At 29.0% G+C, this 21970-nt stretch carries 23 protein-coding genes, 1 other RNA gene and 1 pseudogene; 7 read left to right on the top strand and 18 right to left on the bottom strand.

Annotated features, from left to right (window positions below; genetic code table 11):
• Positions 1-674: 674 nt before the first annotated feature.
• The 9 genes from LQ617_RS07205 to LQ617_RS07165 form a co-directional block, all read right to left on the bottom strand.
• Positions 675-2072: an MFS transporter gene (locus LQ617_RS07205; RefSeq protein ID WP_159315282.1), complete on the bottom strand. Its 1398-nt coding sequence runs from the start codon at positions 2070-2072 to the stop codon at positions 675-677.
• Between the two features lie 170 nt (positions 2073-2242).
• Entirely contained in the window at positions 2243-3163 is a 921-nt protein-coding gene (locus tag LQ617_RS07200) for an AEC family transporter (protein WP_204168167.1), read from the bottom strand.
• Positions 3164-3302: 139 nt separating this feature from the next.
• Positions 3303-4070: a hypothetical protein gene (locus LQ617_RS07195; protein ID WP_239740068.1), complete on the bottom strand. Its 768-nt coding sequence runs from the start codon at positions 4068-4070 to the stop codon at positions 3303-3305.
• Positions 4071-4176: 106 nt separating this feature from the next.
• Entirely contained in the window at positions 4177-4644 is a 468-nt protein-coding gene (locus tag LQ617_RS07190; protein WP_239740067.1) for a GNAT family N-acetyltransferase, read from the bottom strand.
• Positions 4645-4655: 11 nt separating this feature from the next.
• Positions 4656-5252, bottom strand: a complete 597-nt coding sequence (locus LQ617_RS07185; RefSeq protein WP_239740066.1) for a histidine phosphatase family protein — start codon at positions 5250-5252, stop codon at positions 4656-4658.
• Positions 5253-5484: 232 nt separating this feature from the next.
• Entirely contained in the window at positions 5485-5565 is an 81-nt protein-coding gene (locus LQ617_RS07180; RefSeq protein ID WP_481816974.1) for a type I toxin-antitoxin system Fst family toxin, read from the bottom strand.
• 18 nt (positions 5566-5583) lie between these two features.
• Positions 5584-6513, bottom strand: a complete 930-nt coding sequence (locus tag LQ617_RS07175; RefSeq protein WP_239740065.1) for a thermonuclease family protein — start codon at positions 6511-6513, stop codon at positions 5584-5586.
• A gap of 180 nt (positions 6514-6693) precedes the next feature.
• Positions 6694-6852 (bottom strand): hypothetical protein, encoded by a 159-nt coding sequence (locus tag LQ617_RS07170; RefSeq protein WP_159315288.1) that lies wholly within the window; start codon positions 6850-6852, stop codon positions 6694-6696.
• A gap of 20 nt (positions 6853-6872) precedes the next feature.
• Positions 6873-7226: a hypothetical protein gene (locus LQ617_RS07165; protein WP_037588781.1), complete on the bottom strand. Its 354-nt coding sequence runs from the start codon at positions 7224-7226 to the stop codon at positions 6873-6875.
• A 248-nt stretch (positions 7227-7474) separates the two neighbouring features.
• Between LQ617_RS07165 and LQ617_RS07160 the strand changes: the two genes are divergently transcribed.
• On the top strand, positions 7475-8095 hold the full coding sequence (locus LQ617_RS07160) for a LysE family translocator (protein WP_037588780.1): 621 nt from the start codon (positions 7475-7477) through the stop codon (positions 8093-8095).
• A gap of 97 nt (positions 8096-8192) precedes the next feature.
• Here LQ617_RS07160 and LQ617_RS07155 read toward each other — a convergent pair whose 3' ends face one another.
• Complete coding sequence (locus LQ617_RS07155; protein WP_239740064.1) at positions 8193-8798, bottom strand: hypothetical protein; 606 nt, start codon at positions 8796-8798, stop codon at positions 8193-8195.
• Between the two features lie 144 nt (positions 8799-8942).
• Between LQ617_RS07155 and LQ617_RS07150 the strand changes: the two genes are divergently transcribed.
• Positions 8943-9350 (top strand): hypothetical protein, encoded by a 408-nt coding sequence (locus LQ617_RS07150; RefSeq protein ID WP_204173373.1) that lies wholly within the window; start codon positions 8943-8945, stop codon positions 9348-9350.
• A gap of 62 nt (positions 9351-9412) precedes the next feature.
• On the opposite strand, the gene LQ617_RS07145 is transcribed toward LQ617_RS07150, so the two are convergent.
• Both LQ617_RS07145 and LQ617_RS07140 read right to left on the bottom strand, forming a co-directional pair.
• Positions 9413-9970, bottom strand: a complete 558-nt coding sequence (locus LQ617_RS07145) for a hypothetical protein (protein ID WP_239740063.1) — start codon at positions 9968-9970, stop codon at positions 9413-9415.
• Positions 9971-10590: 620 nt separating this feature from the next.
• A complete protein-coding gene (locus LQ617_RS07140) occupies positions 10591-11229 on the bottom strand; it encodes a DUF4352 domain-containing protein (RefSeq protein ID WP_204255696.1) in 639 nt (212 codons plus the stop codon).
• 303 nt (positions 11230-11532) lie between these two features.
• Here LQ617_RS07140 and LQ617_RS07135 point away from each other — a divergent pair, with 303 nt between their 5' ends.
• Both LQ617_RS07135 and LQ617_RS07130 read left to right on the top strand, forming a co-directional pair.
• Positions 11533-12030, top strand: a complete 498-nt coding sequence (locus LQ617_RS07135; RefSeq protein ID WP_048539890.1) for a GNAT family N-acetyltransferase — start codon at positions 11533-11535, stop codon at positions 12028-12030.
• A 254-nt stretch (positions 12031-12284) separates the two neighbouring features.
• Positions 12285-13169 (top strand): sulfite exporter TauE/SafE family protein, encoded by an 885-nt coding sequence (locus LQ617_RS07130; protein ID WP_239740062.1) that lies wholly within the window; start codon positions 12285-12287, stop codon positions 13167-13169.
• A gap of 279 nt (positions 13170-13448) precedes the next feature.
• Here the strand turns inward: LQ617_RS07130 and LQ617_RS07125 are convergent, their stop codons facing one another.
• On the bottom strand, positions 13449-14234 hold the full coding sequence (locus LQ617_RS07125) for a hypothetical protein (protein WP_239740061.1): 786 nt from the start codon (positions 14232-14234) through the stop codon (positions 13449-13451).
• A gap of 404 nt (positions 14235-14638) precedes the next feature.
• Here LQ617_RS07125 and LQ617_RS07120 point away from each other — a divergent pair, with 404 nt between their 5' ends.
• Positions 14639-14911 (top strand): hypothetical protein, encoded by a 273-nt coding sequence (locus LQ617_RS07120; RefSeq protein ID WP_239740060.1) that lies wholly within the window; start codon positions 14639-14641, stop codon positions 14909-14911.
• A 123-nt stretch (positions 14912-15034) separates the two neighbouring features.
• On the opposite strand, the gene LQ617_RS07115 is transcribed toward LQ617_RS07120, so the two are convergent.
• The 3 genes from LQ617_RS07115 to LQ617_RS07105 form a co-directional block, all read right to left on the bottom strand.
• Positions 15035-16639, bottom strand: a complete 1605-nt coding sequence (locus LQ617_RS07115) for an SIR2 family protein (RefSeq protein WP_239740059.1) — start codon at positions 16637-16639, stop codon at positions 15035-15037.
• A 154-nt stretch (positions 16640-16793) separates the two neighbouring features.
• Positions 16794-17570 (bottom strand): hypothetical protein, encoded by a 777-nt coding sequence (locus tag LQ617_RS07110; RefSeq protein ID WP_239740058.1) that lies wholly within the window; start codon positions 17568-17570, stop codon positions 16794-16796.
• 108 nt (positions 17571-17678) lie between these two features.
• Positions 17679-18242: a hypothetical protein gene (locus LQ617_RS07105; protein WP_239740057.1), complete on the bottom strand. Its 564-nt coding sequence runs from the start codon at positions 18240-18242 to the stop codon at positions 17679-17681.
• A 534-nt stretch (positions 18243-18776) separates the two neighbouring features.
• On the opposite strand from LQ617_RS07105, the pseudogene LQ617_RS07100 reads away from it, so the two are divergent.
• A pseudogene (locus tag LQ617_RS07100) lies at positions 18777-19395 on the top strand (tyrosine-type recombinase/integrase); the annotation flags it as partial.
• Between the two features lie 10 nt (positions 19396-19405).
• Positions 19406-20062, top strand: coding sequence for a hypothetical protein (locus LQ617_RS07095; protein ID WP_239740056.1), 657 nt, complete (start codon positions 19406-19408; stop codon positions 20060-20062).
• A 999-nt stretch (positions 20063-21061) separates the two neighbouring features.
• Here LQ617_RS07095 and ssrA read toward each other — a convergent pair.
• Both ssrA and smpB read right to left on the bottom strand, forming a co-directional pair.
• Positions 21062-21418, bottom strand: a transfer-messenger RNA (tmRNA) gene (ssrA, locus tag LQ617_RS07090).
• Between the two features lie 79 nt (positions 21419-21497).
• Complete coding sequence (gene smpB, locus LQ617_RS07085) at positions 21498-21965, bottom strand: SsrA-binding protein SmpB (RefSeq protein WP_037560253.1); 468 nt, start codon at positions 21963-21965, stop codon at positions 21498-21500.
• Positions 21966-21970: the final 5 nt, after the last annotated feature.

Here is a 21970-nt window from a genome sequence, read left to right as displayed (position 1 = left end):
ACCAACATATCTTAAAATACGTTTTACTATGTTTCCCATCCTTATCAGCTCCTCTTACAATATATCATTTACTATTACTTCTTCACTACTTTACCCAATTAAGTCTTTCATTACACATATAACAAAAATTTCGTAGTCCCGTTTCTGCAAGGATGACTAGAGTTGAAAAAGCTTAGTACAAGCGCATTTCAATTCAGTCACCTACTGTCAAGAAACTACAAGAGACTGAGACATTATATTGTGTCCCAATCTTTTTATAAGGAAAAATCAATGTAAACGTGAGGTTCTATGTTGCTTGTTTGATGAGTCTTGCAATATACGGAATCTCTATGTTGCTTGTTTGATGAGTCTTGCAACATACGGAGATTCTATGTTGCTTGTTTGATCAGTCTTGCAACATAGGAAGCGTCTATGTTGCTTGTTTGGGTAGTCTTGCAATATACGGAGCCTCTATGTTGCTTGTTTGGGTAGTCTTGCAATATACGGAGCTTCTATGCTGCTTGTTTGATCAATCTTGCAATATTCAGTCCTCCAACATTGCTAGTCACGCCTCACTTGCAATATTCAGCCCTCCAACATTGCTTGTCACACCTCACTTGCAATGTTGACCCTCATATTTCTAAAAATATGAAAAAGAGTCTGGAACATTTCTGTACCAGACTCTTTAATATAAATTATGATTTTGTACTTTCGTTATGCCACCATAATGAATCTTTCGGATTTTCTACAGCATGAACAAATTCTTGTTTCGATGCTACAGTTGGATAAGATCCTTTTAATGATTTTTTAGAAGTATCTTCAAATAATGTTAAGACAACAATCAGACCAATAATACTCACACCTAATAAATAGAATGCAGGTGCTAAATTATTACCTGTCACGTGTACTAACCATGAAGCTACTAATGGTGTTGTACCACCAAATAACGAAACTGAAATATTAAATGTCCATGATAATGTTCTGTAACGAATATCTGTATGGAACAATGTTGGTAATGAACCTGGCATTGTACCTTCGTAAACTGATAATACGATACCTAACAATAGTAATCCAAGGAATAAGAATCCTAGTCCACCAATGTTTAAGAATTGGAATGAAACAACAGATACTAATATACCTAAGATTAGACCGAAAGAAATTACTTTCTTATTACCTATTTTGTCACCAAGTCTACCAAATGTAAGTGCGAACGGTACCATAATCAGTAAAACAACCGCTGTTATCGGTGTACTAATACGATCACTAATACCAACTGTTTCATCTAGGTATGATGGCATGTAACCTAATAATACATAGTTTGTAATGTTGAAGAAGGCTACAAACACAATACATAATAAGATATCTTTTTTATATTGTTTTATAATTTCAATAACGCTTAGTTGATCTTTTTGATCAGCGATATCATTTTCAAAAATTGGTGTTTCTTCTAAATGCGTTCTCAAATAAAGACCAATCAATCCAATTGGTGCACTTAAGAAGAATGGAATTCTCCAACCCCAAGAATTCATTTGAGCATCTGATAATGTCCAGAATAATACTGTAACAAGGATAGATGCCACAATGTAACCAGATAAAGTACCGATTTCTAATCCACTACCTAATCTAATTCTTTTATTATCCGGTGAAGACTCTGCGATATAAACCATCGCACCAGCATATTCCCCACCTACTGAGAAACCTTGTAAAATACGAGCTAGCAATAATAAAATTGGTGCCCAAACTCCGATTTGATCATATGTAGGTAATAGTCCAATAATCAAAGTAGAAATTGCCATCATTATAATTGTAAATGTTAAGACAACTTTTCTACCTAGCTTGTCACCTATTTTACCAAAGACGATTCCGCCAACTGGTCTAAGTAAGAATGCTATCGCAAATGTTGCAAAAGTGAAAATTAATTTTAATTCATCATTTTGAACTGGACTGAAGAAATTCTTACTAATGATAACTGCAAGGTAAGAATATAGTGCAAAGTCAAACCATTCCATTGCATTACCAATACCAGTAGCAAACACACTTTTCTTTGCCATACCGATATCTACGACGTTGATTTTCTTTTTATTAAACTTCAAACGTATACAGCTCCTTTTCATGTTTAAAGAGTATACGCTCACTTTTTTATAGTGTCAACTTAATATTTAAATATAATAATATACACTTTTCATCTAATGGTATACAAACAAAAAATGTCCACGCTTACATATTAGTAAGCACGGACATTATAAATTTAAACGATATTCACTTAAGTAAATAGTATATATGAAAAATAAATGACGATTGAAACTGTGACTGAACTTAATAATGTAGAGAATAATACAATTTGAGCATGTAGTTCTGGTTCCACATCATATTCAAAAGCAATTGTTGATGTATTTCTTGAAGTTGGAAAGGCACTAGCTATAAATAACGATTGTGCAATAACGCCATCAATATGGAATAAATAAATTAAACTAAGTGCAATAAGTGGTCCAATTATCAACCTACCAATCAACGATCCCATAATCGCTCTATGCAATAATTTCAATTTAATATGCGCTAATTGAGCACCTAATAAAATTAAAGCAATTGGCGCAAAACTATCTGAAATTTGATGGATAGGAATAAGAAACACTTGAGATAATTTAATATGCCCTACTTGAAATATAATACCTAAAATCAGTGCGTGAAAAACAGGTAACTTCAAAAAAGAAATGACAATATCTTTTAAACTTTTAGTAGTGGAAAGTAAATTATACATACCATAAGAATACGTAAGTAGATTTTGGAAAATAAGCACGAAGATTTGTACAGCAACACCAATAGGATTTTGACTAAAGATTAACTGACTGACCGGCAAACCATAGTTCCCAGAATTCATCAAAGAGATACTATTCTTTAACGCCGCACTCTCACCTTTTTGAAGATTCAATACTTTAGCAAATAAATTACCAATTAAAATCATAACTAAACTATAAGCTACAATATAGTAAAGAACCTTTAACAACAAATCCATCTGAATCGTAATATCATAAATATTCGCAAAAACCGCAACAGGCATTAAACAATAAGTAATAAGTGTAGAAAAATGTTTTAAATTAAATGCAAACTTTCTCTGTAATAAAAACCCAACAAAAATTAAAATAAGAAGCGGTAATAACACTTCCGTTAAAATGAATACAAACATAATATCCTCTTTCTCTCTATATTTCTCTTATATTCAAGCTATCACAAATGAATCATAATAAATATGACAAATTTAGTATTTTGAATGATAAGTTTAAGTTATGAATATAGAAATATAGATAACTAAAGCTTAGGTAGTTTTATTTAAATAAATCACTACCCACGCATTTAATCTCATCCGAAACTTCAACTTTATCCTTTATTATGGTTTCTAATAAAACACTAACTTTTTCACAACTAGTTTCTATACTATTCAAGTCAATTTTAGATGGAAAAGTGTTCATAAAAGCTTCTTGAAAATCTTCTTGTAAATCACTATATGCTTTAAACTGATGTAGTTTTTTATTTTCAAATTTAACTTGAAATTCCAATACATAGTCTCTCATCATTTCAAGCATTTGATTAGCATTTATTAAATCATTTCTTTTTAAAGCAATATATAATTTTCTTCTAGCGTACATAAACTCAAAAATATCATTTTCATCTACTTTTTTATTATCAGTATTTTTATTAAATTTTTTATTTTCTTCATTCACTTTATTATATAATGACCCATTATCATCATGAACTATTTTCCATAAGGGTGATTTAATGCTCACAAGATTAATTGGTAATAACGAAGAATTAATTTCTAAACCATTTTCAAAAAATGGAGTTATTAAATATATATTTTCTCTAAGTTGCAATTCTTTAATATAAAAAGCACCCAATTCATAATATAGTTTTTTTATTTTTTCAATCATATGTATTAAGTCACCATTGTAAACAATCATCATATCTAAATCAGAATATTGATCATTGTAGCCTTTTACACCTGATCCAATTTGAATAATTCCATTAACACCTATATTTATTAAATTACTTGTTACTTGCTCTCTTATTAAATCTCTTTCTGTCTCAGAATACATTAAACCACTCCTTTCTTAAGCGTTTATATTTTATTTATGTTTAAAGAACTAATTCATTTATTATCAAATCCACCACTATTGAAAGATAACTAAAGCTTAGGTAGTTTTATTTAAATTTTTCCATTCTATAAATACCTTCATCATCTTGAAATTTGATACCATTCTTGAAATCATAACCATACTTTCTATAGAACTCTACTGCTGTAACTGACGCTGGAATTTCTATACGTCGTGCGCGTTTAAAGTAATAGTCATTTTCAAGAGTTTCTATTATGAGCTTACCAACACCTCTTCCTTGATGATCTGGTGATACAAAAATGGTAAACAAGCTACTTTCAGTTTCGCTATCCCAATACGGTCCAATTGCACCTGTTGCTATTATTTGATTATTTTCTTCAAATATATAAAAATTTGTAAAACTTGCTCTTTCAATTATTGCTTCAGGTGTCATGCTACTCACAACTTTTTCTATCTCTTCAACAGGCTCGTCTTTTACATTGGTTGTTCTCAATGTGTGAATAATCATTTCACTAACTGCTTTTGCATCTTTTGAATCGAACATTCTAATTTTCATACAATCATCCTTTATATCTCACCAATTTTCTTATATTGAGACAAGTGATTTACTTGATTACATTCTAATATTTCTACTTTATCGTCTGATATTTTTAACGACGATATGCTACCGTTTGTAAGTTTAATTTTTCCTGTCCCTGTTTCTCCATTTGAATAATGATATAGTATAGCATTTATAAAGGCGCCATGAGATACGACTACTACATTTTGATTTGGATATTTTTCATGTATTTCAGCCAATCCATTTACGAATCTACGCTCGATGCTAGCCCCATCTTCACTATTAGGAAATATGCGATCTGGGAATCGTTCGAGTCTTTCAGCAAGCGTCAAACCTTCAGCATCACCAAATGATAATTCAATAAACGCTTCTCTTTCAATCAAATCTACATTCAATTGTTCTTGAACGATTTCGGCAGTTTTTTTAGCTCTTTTTAAAGGACTCGTAATAATCACATCAATCTCTTTATCCTTTAAAGCTACGCCACTTTCGTTAGCTTGTAATTCGCCATTACGATTCAAAGGAATATCCGTTCTACCTTGCGTTCTACCTTCCAAATTCCAATCCGTTTCACCATGTCTTAAAAAATATACATTTGTCATCATTCAAACCTCACATTAAATAATTTAAAATCTATTGTATCACTTATAACGGTACATAACACGCTAAATTTCAGTAAATATACATTGAAATTTAGTTTAAAAATATTTGAATTAGTCTTATAATTATTGTATAATATTTCCATACAATACAAACATGATAGCTTCCATCATGGACAACACCAAACCCCCTTATTTTCGGAGAATAAGGGGGTTTTTTAGTGTGGTTAGTCACCTATTATTTTTTGTTCTGTTTGCGTAACCAATTCTCAAATAAAGCAACAATACTACCACTTATAATGGTTGAAACTATAATAATTACTAATTTAAACGCTAATTAATTTACTTCACATGCAAAGTTATCTTTGTCTCTATCTAGTTTACCATTGTATGCTGGATGTGTACTAGGTACGCCATTGGGATATACTTTTCTAAGTGCTGTACAATTTGGATAATATTCTGATCCTGCATTTTGAGAAGTATTATTTGGTGTTTGTGTTGTAGCACTTTTTGCTCTGTTTGAACTTTGAGTATTATTTGATGCTGATTGTTCAGTTGTAGATTGTTGTGTGCTTGCTTGATTATCTTCAAATGCACTTCCTAAACTCCAAATGCCTAATTTTTCTTCTTTGGCTTTTTCTTGTACACTCTCTAATTGATCTAAGTACCTTGTATTTGGCGGATATACATATGCTACTTTAGCTAATCCTTCTCTCACCAATATTTCATTAAGCATTTTACCGTCTACATATATGTATGCTAAATAACGTTGATATTTATCTGTTTGTCCACCTACATCAAACTCTACTTCGATTTTATTTGCATTTGTTAACAATTCTTTCGTTCTATCTGATGCTTCTTGTCCAAATGGTTGCTTACCTAGTCTTGGGTGTTTCGTTTCAGGTGTATCAATTAGTAAAAACCTAAATGATTGTTGGCTGCCATTATAAATAAATTTCGCAGTATCTCCATCAACAGTACCCGCTAATTCAACTGGAATTCTGTCAGTTGTACCTGGTTTATATGATTTTTCTTGCGTATCATTTTGACTTGATTTCTCATTATTATTGGAATTTTTCTCAGAATTCTCTACTTTTTCCTTTAGATTTTTATTTGCCTCTTCTAATTCTTTTTTTATACTCTTTACTGCTGTATTCTCTTGTTTTACGTTTTCATCTTCACTATTATCAGTACTTACATTACTACAACCACTAGCAATAGTTGCTAGGAATAAAATACTTACACATAACAATATAATCTTTTTCATAACACTTACTCCTACTTAAATATTCACTTGTTAATTATACTAAATTAACAAAAATTTATCGTATGTTTTTATTATCTTGTTCGATTAAATTACCTTAAAAGATTATATTTACAACATGTATAAATAAAAAATGTTCAATGGATTCAAACCAAAAAAAATAAAAACACCTTTACGATGTTTTTAGTCAAATAATCGAAATATCATTCTAAATATCCAGCCTATAGCTCTTGGAATTGTAACAAATATTGCTCTGATAATATCTCCAATATAAAAGAACCCTTCTAAATAATCCCCAAAAGATAATTTATCAGCTTTATGTTTTTTATTTTCTTTACCCATATGACGCCTCCTATCTCAATTTATAAATGTACAGAAGCAAATTCAACTAGATAATTGATACCTTTTATAAATATATAAAATGCATAAGCCATAGTGCCTAAAATAAATAAAGCAGACATTATTTTAATTTTTTCTCCCTTATCTCTATAAACGATATGGACGATAATAAACAATGTCATTAAAGAAAGATAAGCAAAAGCCACTGCAGTTAACATACCTACCGTATTCCGCTTCACATGAAAGTGACTCGTAATCCATGAATCATAAAATGCATCTCTAATACCAAGATGCCCTGTATAAAGATCAAAGCCTATTCCTAGTAATATCAGTAAACCTTCAACAATAAATGCCATCAACAATAAGAATGCTTTCATTTAATCACCTTTAGTATTTTAATTAATTCCATAATTAATAAATAACATTTGTTATGAATAATAGTAATATACTTATGAAATAAGGGCAACATGTCGTAACACATTGCCCATGAAAATTTCATATCACTCTTCTAAAATACCCTTTAAATTCAGTGAAAAATACCACTTAATTATAAAATAGTATAGTTATTTTAATATTTCTTTGTTATATTATTTAAAACAAATCATCAATAAGAGGTGTTGCATATATGGATAATTGGTTAAGTTTCGTAGTTATTGCATTAATGATCATTATTATTCCAGGACCGGATTTCTTCATTGTATTAAATAATACTTTAAAAGGAAATGCTAAAAATGGCATTATGGCTGGCTTAGGAATATCGAGTGCACATGTTTTTTATTCAGCTTTAGCAGCATTTGGATTAATTTTTATATTAACAACTTCGTATTATGTTTTTAGTGCTATCAAAATATTAGGTTCTGTTTATATTGCTTATTTAGGTGTTAAGACCATTTTAAATGCTAAAAAGACTTTTAACATTACAACTGAACCAACAATACAATCTAATATTAGTCTGACTTCATCGTATAAACAAGGATTTTTAAGTACAATGTTTAATCCGAAAGCAATACTATTTTATGTGAGTATATTACCTCAATTTATTACAAAACAAGACGGATCAATGACAATAATCATTCTATCCTCTTTATTTATCATCACAGTATTTGTGTGGTTCTTTATCTGTAGTTTTCTATTTAATTACATAAGACAATTATTTAATAATCACAAATTTAAATCCATTCTCGACTATGCAATAGGCACCGTCTTAATCGGCTTAGCTATCAGTATATTTAGATTGGAGAAATAATTAAAGTCCTGGCTAATTAAATAGCTAGGACTTTTTATTAGACGTAAACATTCATTTTATTATTCAATTACAATATTATCTAGAGTTAGGAAAGCACTTATAATATGATATTATTTTCCTTTTCATAAGCTTCAATTTTCTGACGGCTCACTTCTTCTTTATCTAAAGTTATATGTAATTCATATGTTCTATTCGTATGTTCATCTATGGAAAGATAAGTCTTTACATCGACCCCTGCAAAAACTTTTCTATACGCATCAATGATCTCCTGATCTGCATCAGTTACAGGTACATTCAGTATCTCAGAATAAGGGTAATAAGGTTCGCTATTGAAATAATCTTTTACTAAATCATGTAATACGCTATTACAATAACTTGGTTGGTTACTTTGGAATTCAATAAAATGTTCTTTCGGGTCAAATAATAAATCATATACTTTTTTGCCTTTTAACATGTGATACAACTCATATAAACAATGATTAGTATTACTTTTTATTTTCTTTACCCGTTCTTCTGATTGCTCTTTATTGACACCAAAAAAACTAGTATGCTCTCCATCATTTCGAATCATGCGAAAATATGGTTGAAATTCTTTTCTAAAATCTCCATATAAGCCTGATCCAAAGTTTACTTCATATTCATACAAGTCATAAAACATACAATACCAATCAATATAAAATTCAATATAAGCTTTATTTTTCAAAAGTAGCACCTCCTATACTTATTAAGACCTATTAAATTATTTCAAACTCATAAGATTATTATATAATAATAAGAGTAGTTATACATATTTTTACAAATTTTATAAGCGGTTAAACTTTTTCAGAAAGGAGTATTAAATATTGTTATGAGCTCTATAACATTAAAGGATATTGATTTTAAAGTAAATAATATACTATTATCACTTGAGCATATTAAGTCTATAACTATCGATGATATAAGATATATCTTTTTCAAGATGATGATAACTTATGAAAATACTAGTATTGAAAAAGAAATACTTTTATTCGAGGATGATATTCAAAACTTAAAACTTAGTAATTTCACCAATAATTCTCCAGACTATTTCTTTAATGAACCAGATTTTTGGTTTACAATTATTCAATTAAATCAGACAGATTTAGTTTTATATATAAATTTTGATTCTGGATTAAATCACATGAATATGGCTACTGAATCGGGATTTTCAGTACGTATGAATGTTACTAAGGAATCCTTTCATATCTTTATAAATAAATTAAAGTCATTTATTTAACAAAAAGTCCTAACTAATCAGCTAGGACTTTTATTAATCAGATATTTATAAAAATTTATTTTTTAATTTGTTGGTTGACCAAATTCACTTCTTTGAGCATCTATTAAAATTTGAGTTGCTTCTTCTTGTCTTCTAATACTTTCTTCTTCAGAAATCACACCATTATCTCTATCTTCCATTGCTTTCATTTCCATTTCATACTTTTGTTTTCCAGCTTCTTCAATAGCTGGTGTTCTGCATGGTTCTGGTATTTCAGGATAGGCATTAGCACAAAAGTCATTCAATTCATTAGCTTGATTATTCTGATTCTGAGAAACTTGCTCTTGTTCAACCGGCTGTTCGACACTTTGTTGTTCTTGAAGTGGTTGTTCTGAAGTATTTACTTCTTCTGTTACTTGTTGTTCATTAGTTATATTTTCCTCAGTAGACTCTTCTTCTGTTTTAGGTTCTGATTCCTTATTTGTTTCTTTGTCTTTTGAATCTTTATTTTCTTTTTTAGTTTCTTTCTTTTCTTTTTTCTCATCTTTTGGTGCAGGATCTAAAATTGATTCTTCTTTTTTCTCTCCACATGCTCCTAATACTAGTAATAATGATAATAATAAAACAATTAGCTTTTTCATATTTCTCCCCTTATATAAATATAATATTATTAACTTGATTATAATCTAATTATACTTGATTAGTATATACTTTTTATATTTATTTTTGAGCGGAAAATTCTATTTACTCTTCTACACCTTCAACCTATCATTTGAAATAGACAACATAAATGAAATATGTTAATTTATATATAGAAAAGGGTGACACACTTATTGTGTATCACCCAAGTGAGCCCGTTAAAAAGACGGTGACTTTGTAAAAATGCTTAAAGAACCATCAAACTCGGTCAAAGTTAGTGATGGTTATTTTTTTTGGTTTTCTTTAATCATGACTAAAGCAATGACAGTAAAGACTATCATTAAAATCTCATAGTCAGACATGTTATTCCTTTCTAGGAGTAACAACTATAACCATAGGCATCACCCCTTTATAAGAGATTAGCCACCATCTATCTAACTTGATCACTTTTTTACTAAATTTACAAATTCAATTTATTCTTCTACAACATCCTCATCTACTTTATATGAATCTGCAAGATCATCATCTTTAGTATAAAATGCAAATACCCAACTACCTACATCTCTCTTTTCATGTTCTCTATACTTATAAATATCTAATGTACTTCCCTTATAATCTTCTACTATTGTTTAATATCAGAAGATTCTACAGAATATTTATTAGATGTGTTATTCACCGTAGAAATACTCGAACTATTAATTTCCCATTTTGCTTGAGTCGGCTCAATATTTGGCATAAAGTTCATTTCCAAAGTATATTTATCATTATCAGGTACATCGTATACGATATACCCAGAGCCTGTATTGTCTTTATTTAGTTGATGTGAGAAACCAACTGCCCTATCACTATTACCAAACCATTCTTGATAGTTTTCTCCATTAACTTTCATGGTAAAACCATCATTTTGAATTAGTACTTGTGCATCATTATTATTCTTAAATTTGAAATAAACTTTCAAAGCTTTACCATTATTCGGTGGAAAATCTAGATCATCAGTAGGCTTTACAAATTCAGCTTTAACCAATGTTATTTCTACTCCATCATTCTTAACCGTATCACCTAATTCATAAATCTTGTTCGAAATTTCTTTACGAGCTACATGCACTTCCTCTTTTTCATTAATCTCTTCATCTATAGCAAAGAAAAAAAGAATTAAAATCACACCAACAATTGTAATTACAATCATAATTCCACCTAAACAACCTAAAAGTGCGTAAAGCCAACCATTTCCACTTTCAATCCTTTGATTTCCCTTATCCATTCCACATTGCTCCTTTACCCTATATCCAATCTATAATACCTATTTTTTTACAATTTTAATAGCACTAAATTGTATTTTCAAGATTTACTATTCATTATTATTAAAAACATTAAAATTCATTTATAGTCAGTAAATCCCCTATTAAATTTTTTCATAAAAAAACAACCAATATCACACGATAAAATTAGTTGTTTCGAAACGACTTTCCTGTTACTGTTATTAAAATTATTCAACTCTCATAATATTTGCTAATGATTATATTCATTCGTTAAACTAGAAATAGAAAAATATAGGAGTGTAATTATGAAACTTAGAGCACTAGAAGTTAGTGATTTACCATTTGTCCATAAATTGAACAATGAATATTCAATTATGTCTTATTGGTTTGAAGAGCCTTACGAATCTTTAACGGAACTTCAATATTTATTTGATAAGCATTTATTAGACGAATCAGAAAGACGGTTTATTGTAGAAGATGAGAATCAAGTTGTGGGAATAGTAGAGTTAGTTGAAATTAATTATATTCATCGTAATTGTGAAATTCAAATAATTATTAAACCAGAATTTAATGGTAAAGGGTATGCTAAATTTGCTTTTGAAAAAGCAACAAGCTATGCATTTGATATATTAAACATGCATAAGATCTATTTATATGTTGATACAGATAATGAAAAAGCAGTTCATATATACGAATCTCAAGGTTTTAATATCGAAGGATTACTTAAAGAACAATTTTATACAAAAGGTAAATACAAAGATGCATATATCATGGCATTGTTAAAGCATGAGTATATTTCATAAAATAATACAATATTACTTTATATCCACTCCTCACCAATGAGGCAGTGGATTTTTTTAGCAAATTTCGGGCAATAATCGGACGAAAAAAACAAAATTTTAACCATCAATCAAAAAATTATTACTAATAAATTTTATATTAAACAATAATAATTATAAATAATATTGACATAAGTATAAATAAAAGATAATATATGTACTAATCCTTAGTAAACAGATAGGATTAATATAATTAACAATTAACTGGAGGCTATTACATGAACAAAATTATTATATTTGCTTTAGCTGGATTTTTAGCAGAATTAGTAGATGGTTCCCTTGGAATGGGATATGGCGCTTCATCTGCATCAGTGTTACTTACATTTGGTGTTGCCCCAGCCATAGCATCAGCAACTGTCCACTTTGCTGAAATTTTAACAACTGCCGCAGCTGGAACATCACATTTAAAGTTTAAAAATGTCCACAAACCGTCAGTTTTAAAACTTGCTATCCCTGGTTCAATTGCTGCATTTATAGGTGCATTCTTTTTAAGTAATATTAATGGAGATTTCATCAAACTATTTATCTCAATCTTCTTATTATCTTTAGGTATTTATATCATTTATCAATTTCTATTTAAAAATAAACCAGATGAACCAAAAATTACTGGTGTAAAAAAGATATCTAATTTTGTATTAGTACCACAAGCTACAGTAGCAGGATTACTTGATTCTATAGGAGGCGGTGGCTGGGGCCCTGTAAATACGCCTATGTTATTATCAAGTAAAAAATTAGAACCAAGGTACGTTGTTGGTACAGTTTCAGCAAGTGAATTTTTTGTAACTGTTGCCTCTTCGATAGGCTTTTTAATATTTTTAGATTGGTCATCAATCAATTGGATTTTAGTATTATCCTTAAGCTTAGGTGGCGTAGTAGCTGCTCCTATATCAGCTTGGTTAGTAAAATCTTTACCAGTTAGTGTCCTTGCAATAGGAGTTGGAGGTCTTATAATATTTACAAATGTAAGTTCGTTAGCAAGCTTATATATTAATAATTCACATATTATTTGGTCTATTAAAATACTGATCATTCTATCTTGGTTATCATTAGTATTGGTAACTTTTTATAAAAGTAAATTTAAAAAATTAAACACAAGTACATAAAAATAAGACAAAAACCCCCTCTCAACCATTGCGGATGAGAGGGTTTACTGTGGCAAATCTGGGGCAATACTGTGGCGTCAAAAATAAAAAGCCCATAACCACAAGGGTTATAGGCTATATAATGGAGACGGCGGGAGTTCATTATACCGTTTATATATACATTTAAAAATCGCTATAAGTATTGTCATATCAATGTTTACATTGCCTTAGTACATAAGTGTAAAATGTTAAAATTGCAAAAACAACATAAATTTGTGCACTCTATGATTGATTATGTTCTTATTTATAATTACCAATTTTATAAACTCTCTGTTCATGATATTCACCATCAATAAATCCAATACTGTTATACAAATCTTCTTCTAATACTTTTTCTTTTAAAACATTTAATTCTTTTACTAAAATATTAAATATAATGGATGCATCTACTATATATGGATGGTAATCTGTTTCTTTTTCTTTTCTTTCACAAATTTCGGATTCATTTAAAAATATATCTCTATATCTCGTTATTATAGGTTGATTTAATTCACTGGGTAGCGAGTAATCAAATGAATGACTACTATAATTTTGCATTCTATTACACGCCGAAATAAATTGTAACATTGGTATGTAAATATCTTTATCACTTTCATACGTTTCATCGTTTTTTGATATTTCTAAGAATGGGGTTGCGAAAACATCAACTATAACATTACTTTCTGTCAAACCTTTAGGATCATTCGTTTCGTAAAAAGAGCTCAAGTGCTCTGATAAACCTGAAATTTCATCCTCAACTCTAACTATCGATAAAGTCATTTTATTTCTTATTTTTATATTTTTACTATGCTGTTCTTTCTCATTTTGTTTTTCCACTGCGTTTAAAGTGTATTCACCTGCTATACGAGCACCCAAATAGGCACCGCCAAATGTAGCAAAAACACCGACAAATGAAATAATAAGCAGTAACGTTTCATATATGTATTCTTTTTCTACCATTTGCCCTATTACTAAGCCAAAAGACAATATAGCAATCATACTTACAACAATGATCACAATGATTGTTCTTAAGTTTTCTTTACTCATTTTCTCACCTTTTTATATTAATCATACACTATTTTTTATAAAATTAAATCACTCAAAGCGATTTCTAGGCAAGTTAACCTATAACTACCCACATAAAAGTATTAATTGTTGTCAGAATCACAATGAGCAACGTGTTATTTATAATCTATTGTCGTGATTTCCGACTTTCTATTAAATGATGAAGTAGTGATTTTCTACTATTTATTTTACGCCCTAAATTGGGGCGTCTTTTTATTAAGGTGTCTGTCTTATAACAATGACTTATAAATCGAATTATTGATTTGGTACCCTAGATTATTTGACCTGCATACCTAAATTGACTACGCAGGTATTAGTTTATACTAAAAGAAAATGGATTGTATTGTGGAGATAGAGTAAAATTATATATATGGAGGGGATATAACATGAATCAAGAAATACACAAATATGATAAGGAAGTTATAAAAGTTATTACTAATTCCATTTTTAAAGAAGAAATAACAAGTAAACAGGTTTTAAAAGACAGGGTCTATCAAAACGGACATGATTATAAAGACGTTTCTGATATACTACAAGTTCTTTTCAATTCAGGTATAATTGAAATGCCTTATTATAATCCTAGTGAAAAATTTAGAGAACACGACTTTTTAGTTAATATGCATAAATTAAATGAAATCGAACGTGAAGGACTAATATAAAAACACCCACCAATTAAGGTGGGTGATAAAATAATACTACTTATAATTAGTTTGAATTTATACATATTATTTGTTAAAATTAGAGTAAGAAAACAGGGAGGCAGTGTCAATCACACTTAGTGGTTAGGGGCTGCCTTCTTTGTATTTAATTATATCGTATATTAATAGCAATCTTCTTAACTCTGTAGTTAATTGTATCTCTCCTTTTTCCCTTAGTTCATTTAATTCCTCAATTAAAAAATTTTTAACATCAACAAGGTTTAATTCTTTAATATGATAAGCAATTGTTTCATATATTTTTGCTTTTTTATTTCCCATGTTAACTAATCCCTCAATTGATAAGTTCCAATCTTTAATAATCGATGATTTATTAATAGATTTATAATGCTTAGAAAAATCTGAAAGTGTTAAAACTTTATTTCGCAGCTTTTCTTTCTCAGTATCGTGTAGCTTTGAGTTATTAATATTATGCATTGTTAAAAATTTGTTACAGGGAAACCTTGCATTACCAGTTTGCATGTTAGCATATCTTAACCTAGTTTCATTACTTATTTCATCATTATCTGAAATGTAATCCAAGGCATATGAAATATTGTCTGGTATTTGAAAAATGTACTTACTATCACCTATAGCTATAGCTATATTACTATTTTGTATTTTTTCTTCAATTTTATCAATTTCTTCTGGTGAAATTAATACAGAATTTAATGCACCTTCTTTTCCTCTATCAATAATAAGTTTTTTCATTACGTGTTTATATTTTCTCACTTCTGCCGGTGCAATCCCCTGATTTATCTTAGATATTTTATCAAATACCTCATAAAAATTATTAGTCTTTATAACTCTAATGCTACAACCAAGATCTGAGTCTTTTACTCTTTCTTCTTTAATATCGTCCTCATTTTCATCATATTCAATTAAAATAAGTCTTTTTTCAAAATACATAAGTTCTTTATCATCTAATGATTTAGTAAAATCTCCGATTATATTCCTTATATTAACATCGGTTAATGAATATCCCATAAAAATAATGGGAGAATTAATCATCATAGAAATAATCTTTGCACTTATTAATACAGAATTTTCATAAAAATAATTATAATCAGACTCAGTTATTACAATACTTTTTGGTTCGGAAATACATCCATGAACTTTATAGATCTCGGAATAATTTTCTGTATCTTCGAAAAAGCCTTTTTGGCCTATGTATTTTTTTACTTTATAGTTATTATCTTTATTATAGATATTTTCAATAAATTCATCATAATTAGTAGTTAAAATAATCTGAGATTTACGCAACATTTTTTGAAATAAAATACGCTCATTTTCCATTTCCTTTTTTAATTTAATAAGTTTAAATTTATTAGATAGAAACTTTTTAAATGGTGATATATCAAGTTGGTAAGCTTCTTTAGATGAAAATCCTTCAATCTTTATTTTATCTTCATAAAATTCATTATTAAACTTTTCTTCAATTTCAGTAGCTAATTTTATATTAATATCATGATTAATTTCGTATTTTGACTTTTCAGGACTTTTCTTAATAATATCACTTTTTAATTTATTTAATTCGCCGTAAAAATTACCCATATCAGCTTTTTCCCAGCATTCTTTTAATAATTCCACCCAGGAAGGTGAATCTTCTATGAATCTTTTAGAGATACCTGATCCAATAAAAATTATCGGAAACTCATTCGTTTGAATTAATTCATCTAAGACATTGCTCAACTTAATAAATACCTCCTTTTTCAATTTATATTAATTATACATTTTGCACTTTAATTTTAAAAGTTAACTTTATAGAAAAGTGCTTAACAAAATGAGTAGCACCTGTTGCTTGTCGCGTTGTTAAATATATTATGAGGTTAACTATAAATTATAATTACTTATTATTCAAATCTAATTCTACTAAATTATCAATATTAAACAATATATTCCTTTTACTAAAATTTATAACTAACTGAATAGCTTCAATTGAAACTTTTATTATTTCATTTATATCATAATCTTTTTTAGTAGGCGATTGTGTTTGTAGTCCATGTCTTGCTGCTAAACCAATTGTCAAGTAATTATTTACAAGTCTATGGTACTTATCTAAGCTCTTATATACAGCGTTTATTCTTTTTATTTCATCATTATATTGCTGATTATATTTTGAGAATAAATCTTTATAAGTTCTAATAAAATCTTTGATTTTATACAAATTGATAAGTGAATTTTCATCTTGGAGAGTAACTCTGTTTAGCAATATACTTAAATCTCTTAAATTTTTACTTTCCATTATTATTCGCATCACGTTTGTAAATTCTGTATCTTTTGCATTTAGACTATTAGAATCAAAAATATGTTTGTTTATGGCTTCATAAGCTTTTACATGATTATCCAAACTCTTTAATTGATTATTCATATAATGTGGTATAAAAGGTTTGTGGCCACATAAAATGCGACCACCATTGTATATTTCTAGTAATAAATAGTTAATACACCAATTAATTTCATCACTATAGTCTTCATCGTTGGTCAAATCAGATGTAAAAGAATACCTTTTAATATTAATATCATGGTCATTTTCAAACACATTTAAATGTAAATACTTAACATGACCATTAATGTTATACCCATTTCCATCAAACAGTGTTATTTCATATGTATTTTTCATTTTTCACCCATCCACTTATTAAATTTAAATACATAATACACAACTTATTAAAAAAGGAATAGACAGAACATAAAACGAACAAAAACACTCCTAATCTATACAATCAATCTATATAGATGATTGTTTTTTCCCTTCTATTATTTCATTTGTCATAATGATTTTCTCAACTCTTACCATTTCACCTAGTTTTTCTGTAAATTTAAAGTTTAAGTTTCCTATATCTTGTTCAAATTCATCCATACCTTTATGTAAATGTTGATAATCTATTTTCTCCCTATTACCTTTTACAGCAAGTTCTCTTTGTTGATTGACTTTATTAGTAATTTCATTTAATAACTCAACTGCTTCACTTCTCAAATTAACTGCATATTCACATTGTAATATAAAGTAAATCAAACTATTTTTTGAATTATTGCACTGAATTAATTTACTAGCAATTTCATTTTTATCCATTTCATTAAGAGAATATTTCATTAAACTTGATGAATAATCAATTAAATGATTGTTATATTCTTTAATTCCTTGATTGATATTATTGATCCACATATTTTTTTCTTCGAGTTTTAACGTTACGATTAACTCCTTATTTTTCATTTTCCAACTTACAAGACTTGATATTCCAGCTGAAATCACTGATGAAGTTAATATTGTAACACCTAATTCAACTATCATTATTTACCTCACTATGTATATAAATTTATTTTCTTTTTTATATTATGTTAATTCATTATTTTAAACAAGATTTTACTATTTTCACCCTTTTATGAAAAATCCTCCGCGTTGTAAAGTAAGTGGCATCTCTTGTTACAAGGAAACCGCTCCACTGCCGCATTGGTGGGAGGGTATTCACTATTTTACTTTTACTATTCTCAATAATTCAGGTACAACTTTTACATCATATATATTTTAATGTAAATTGGTATACACCTTTCATTGCATCTTTTCGTTTGTTATACATTATAGACTCATATTTGGCTTATACACTGTATTTTAAGTCACCAACAAATACATCTTCTGTATCATCATTCACTACGATATTATTAACATTAGTTTTTTTCTCAACTCAGTAGCCAATGCTCCTAATCCCTTCTCTCCTAACTCTATTACTAAGCTATTATAATGATCACGATTCATTAGAATTGATGTGTTCTTTCGAAATGATTTTGGAATATATTAAATACATTTTATAATCGTATTATATAATATGTTGCGTCTCTTGTAGGTAATTTTAAGATAGAATTAAACAAACGATTAAAATATTAGGCTGTTGAACAAAATAATGAATTTATAGAAGTATTACTAACTATTCAACAAAAACTTTTCTTTATGTAAACTGTTATTTATTCTACTTCTAGGAAAGTTGAATAAGGGATGTTACGTGACGTGATATAAACTTTAGTGATAATTATATATCTGCATTCACAAAAAAGATTCTCATGGTACAGTAACTACTCCTAAAACTATAGCAGCGATAAGTGTTATATACTTTCCACACCATTTTATGGACTATTTAAATGAATATAAATCATGATATAATAACTATGTATTATTTGGAACGTTCTTTATATCATTCAGTGAATCAACAATTAATAGTTGGGTTACAATTGCACTTGAAATTTTAGATGATAACTTACCTGACGGGCAAACGTTCCCACGTATTGTTATACATTAATTAGGACATAGCCACGCATCATATTTAATCAATCATGGTGCTAACATAATGATAATAGCCCGGCGATTAGGACATGCTGATACAACTGAATTAATGAACAGATGCGGGCATTTATACCCTAGTACACAAAAAGAAATAGCGAAATATTTATGAGGTGAAATAGATGTTTGAAGCAGGATTTACATTAATACAAAATTATATATCCACGTCATCATATACTTGGGTTGATTTAATAAATTCAATTGGTACTCCATTAGCAACACTGGGTATTGGTATCTTTACTATATATACTACGTTTAAGACATTTAGTCGTACAATGTTAGATAACCTTGATTCAAAATCAGAGTGGAGAAAGACATTATTTTTAATAGCTGGTAAAGAAGAAATAAAAATTGGTGATGTATATCAATTACGTGCAGCGTTAAGATATACAGAGAAAGAAAATCCACAGACTTATTTTGACCGTATGAACGTCATTATGATTAAATATTGTAAATATCTTATATTCAAATTCAATAAAAATCCAGGTATAACAAGTTTTACTTTAGATAGTCAGGAATCTATAAGAGTATTTGCTAGATATTTATTAAAAGATCATTGGGAAAAGAATCAGATTAAAACATTCAATTTCAAATTCATATGCAAAGATAAATATAAGAATAGTGAAAAAAGACTATGTATATTTACTCTTAAAGAATTTAATATATTAAACAATTTCATTGAATTAGATAACAACTATGAAGAAAATATTTATATAAAATTAAATGATGAATTAGACAAAAGGTTAAAACCGTATCAAAGTATTTACACCCTAAAATAAAGGATGTATTTTTTATGTGCAGTGCACTTTTTGTGCACTCAAAAATAAAAAGCCCATAACCACAAAGTTTGTAGGCTATATCATTGAGTCATAACCTTTAACATACTTCCAGATAAAAACATAATAAACTAGGTAATTTTGGAACGTGTTTGACACTTATAAATGATTAATGAAAATATTGTGAATAACGATCGTAGAATTTAATACCTTTTCAAAGCTTAAATTCTCTAATTTTCTTTCACCTCTTCATATAAGTCTAATAGATGTTGCGTCACCACCAGTAACTTTTTCTATTTTTTGTCACACTTATATCTGATTCTATTTGTTTTCTAACTATTTTTATAATGATAAATTTTAGTGAACCGATTATCCATTTATATAAACAATAAATATATAGCTATGGCTAATAGAAGTATGACAATTGCATAATTTAAAAATGTTCTAATTCTTATTTTGGTTAAATTTGTCATTTTTATCAACTCGATTTATAATAAAATGGAAGGGATTAAATCCCAACCAATGTGTTATTATTGAAGCAATGGTTGCAACTCCTAAGCAGTAATTTCGGAAGGTTATGCTTTTAGTTTCTGCAATCTTTGCTTCTTTTTTTCCATTTTAAATGATTCACTTTTTGCCACTTTATTACTACACTTCATATTACAAATGACATTCGTCCTTTATACAAATATTTCAATCTATTTTATTTAAAGTATACATAAAATACCCCTATCTAGTCTCGCTAGGTAGGGGTATAAATTAACTTAATAATCTATTCACTTTTTTGTATTTTATTAGGATTGTGCCAGACTTCTTAATGTTTATCAACTTATGTTTCACCAGTCCCCACTTATCAGCGATAACTTGTTATGTTACCTGTGGAATTTATTGATTTAACTACAATGCGAGCATAAAAAACAAGTGTCAAAAAAGTAAGAGAATTATTCTCTCGACACTTTTTTGACACTTGTTAGGTCAAAACCCCGTCATATATGGGGTGAAATATGGAGACGGCGGGAGTTGAACCCGCGTCCAGAGATCCTGATACAAATGTTTCTACGTGTGTAGTCTAGTCGTTAAGGTTTCGCGTTGTCTCAGGGGACTGACACCCGAAGACAATGCTAGCTTGATTAATCTCTTCTCATCAGACTTCAAACGGCAGTGACGAGCGTATCCTACTTAAGTTGAATCACGTTAACGGCACATAGGCGATGCGGTTAGGTGATGCAGAGTGCTATTACGCAGCTACTGCTAAATTATCTTGTTTGCCAGTTATTATAACTGTTGTGTTGATGACGAAGACAACCCTCCGACACGCTTCATAAGCTCGGGGACCCCTGTCGAATCCGTAACGTCCCCTCAATAAGAAATATACTTCCTTTTAACAGAAGTATATTTAATCTTAACAATTTTTGATTGATTTTTCAATACAAATTGCTTAATATCGTTGTTTCATTGCTCTTTCAACGTCACGTTTTGCTTCTTTTGCTTTTAATGCATGTCGCTTATCATAGTCACGCTTACCTTTAGCTACACCTAAAAGAACTTTACAGTAACCGTTTTTAATGTAGAGTTTAAGTGGAATTAATGCATACCCTTTTTCTCTTGTAATACCAAAGAGTTTATCGATTTCTTTTCTTTTTAAAAGTAATTTACGGTTTCTCAATGGATCATGATTAAATCGGTTACCTTCTTCATATGGCGCGATATGCATGTTATATACATACATTTCTCCATTAAATACACGCGCATATGAATCTTTTAAGTTTGCACTGCCTCGGCGAATGGATTTGATTTCAGTACCTTGAAGTACAATACCCGCTTCAACCGTATCTTCTATTGTGTAATCATGGCTTGCTTTACGATTTTGTGCTAATGGTTTACTTTGAACTTTTGGCACATCCATCACCT

Origin of the sequence: Mammaliicoccus sp. P-M59 (genome assembly GCF_022386135.1) — a bacterium.
GTDB classification, from domain to species: domain Bacteria; phylum Bacillota; class Bacilli; order Staphylococcales; family Staphylococcaceae; genus Mammaliicoccus; species Mammaliicoccus sciuri_A.
This window is presented reverse-complemented; position numbering and strand designations above follow the sequence as displayed.

Bases quoted from the DNA above. Each gene is read 5' to 3' on its own strand.
- LQ617_RS07165 (WP_037588781.1), bottom strand. From the start codon at position 7,226: ATGAAAGCATTCTTATTGTTGATGGCATTTATTGTTGAAGGTTTACTG.
- LQ617_RS07105 (WP_239740057.1), bottom strand. From the start codon at position 18,242: ATGATAGTTGAATTAGGTGTTACAATATTAACTTCATCAGTGATTTCA.
- LQ617_RS07170 (WP_159315288.1), bottom strand. From the start codon at position 6,852: ATGGGTAAAGAAAATAAAAAACATAAAGCTGATAAATTATCTTTTGGG.
- LQ617_RS07190 (WP_239740067.1), bottom strand. From the start codon at position 4,644: ATGAAAATTAGAATGTTCGATTCAAAAGATGCAAAAGCAGTTAGTGAA.
- LQ617_RS07175 (WP_239740065.1), bottom strand. From the start codon at position 6,513: ATGAAAAAGATTATATTGTTATGTGTAAGTATTTTATTCCTAGCAACT.
- LQ617_RS07130 (WP_239740062.1), top strand. From the start codon at position 12,285: ATGAACAAAATTATTATATTTGCTTTAGCTGGATTTTTAGCAGAATTA.
- LQ617_RS07185 (WP_239740066.1), bottom strand. From the start codon at position 5,252: ATGATGACAAATGTATATTTTTTAAGACATGGTGAAACGGATTGGAAT.
- LQ617_RS07125 (WP_239740061.1), bottom strand. From the start codon at position 14,234: ATGAGTAAAGAAAACTTAAGAACAATCATTGTGATCATTGTTGTAAGT.
- LQ617_RS07160 (WP_037588780.1), top strand. From the start codon at position 7,475: ATGGATAATTGGTTAAGTTTCGTAGTTATTGCATTAATGATCATTATT.
- LQ617_RS07200 (WP_204168167.1), bottom strand. From the start codon at position 3,163: ATGTTTGTATTCATTTTAACGGAAGTGTTATTACCGCTTCTTATTTTA.
- LQ617_RS07195 (WP_239740068.1), bottom strand. From the start codon at position 4,070: ATGTATTCTGAGACAGAAAGAGATTTAATAAGAGAGCAAGTAACAAGT.
- LQ617_RS07135 (WP_048539890.1), top strand. From the start codon at position 11,533: ATGAAACTTAGAGCACTAGAAGTTAGTGATTTACCATTTGTCCATAAA.
- smpB (WP_037560253.1), bottom strand. From the start codon at position 21,965: ATGGATGTGCCAAAAGTTCAAAGTAAACCATTAGCACAAAATCGTAAA.
- LQ617_RS07110 (WP_239740058.1), bottom strand. From the start codon at position 17,570: ATGAAAAATACATATGAAATAACACTGTTTGATGGAAATGGGTATAAC.
- LQ617_RS07120 (WP_239740060.1), top strand. From the start codon at position 14,639: ATGAATCAAGAAATACACAAATATGATAAGGAAGTTATAAAAGTTATT.
- LQ617_RS07095 (WP_239740056.1), top strand. From the start codon at position 19,406: ATGTTTGAAGCAGGATTTACATTAATACAAAATTATATATCCACGTCA.
- LQ617_RS07145 (WP_239740063.1), bottom strand. From the start codon at position 9,970: ATGAAAAAGCTAATTGTTTTATTATTATCATTATTACTAGTATTAGGA.
- LQ617_RS07140 (WP_204255696.1), bottom strand. From the start codon at position 11,229: ATGGATAAGGGAAATCAAAGGATTGAAAGTGGAAATGGTTGGCTTTAC.
- LQ617_RS07150 (WP_204173373.1), top strand. From the start codon at position 8,943: ATGAGCTCTATAACATTAAAGGATATTGATTTTAAAGTAAATAATATA.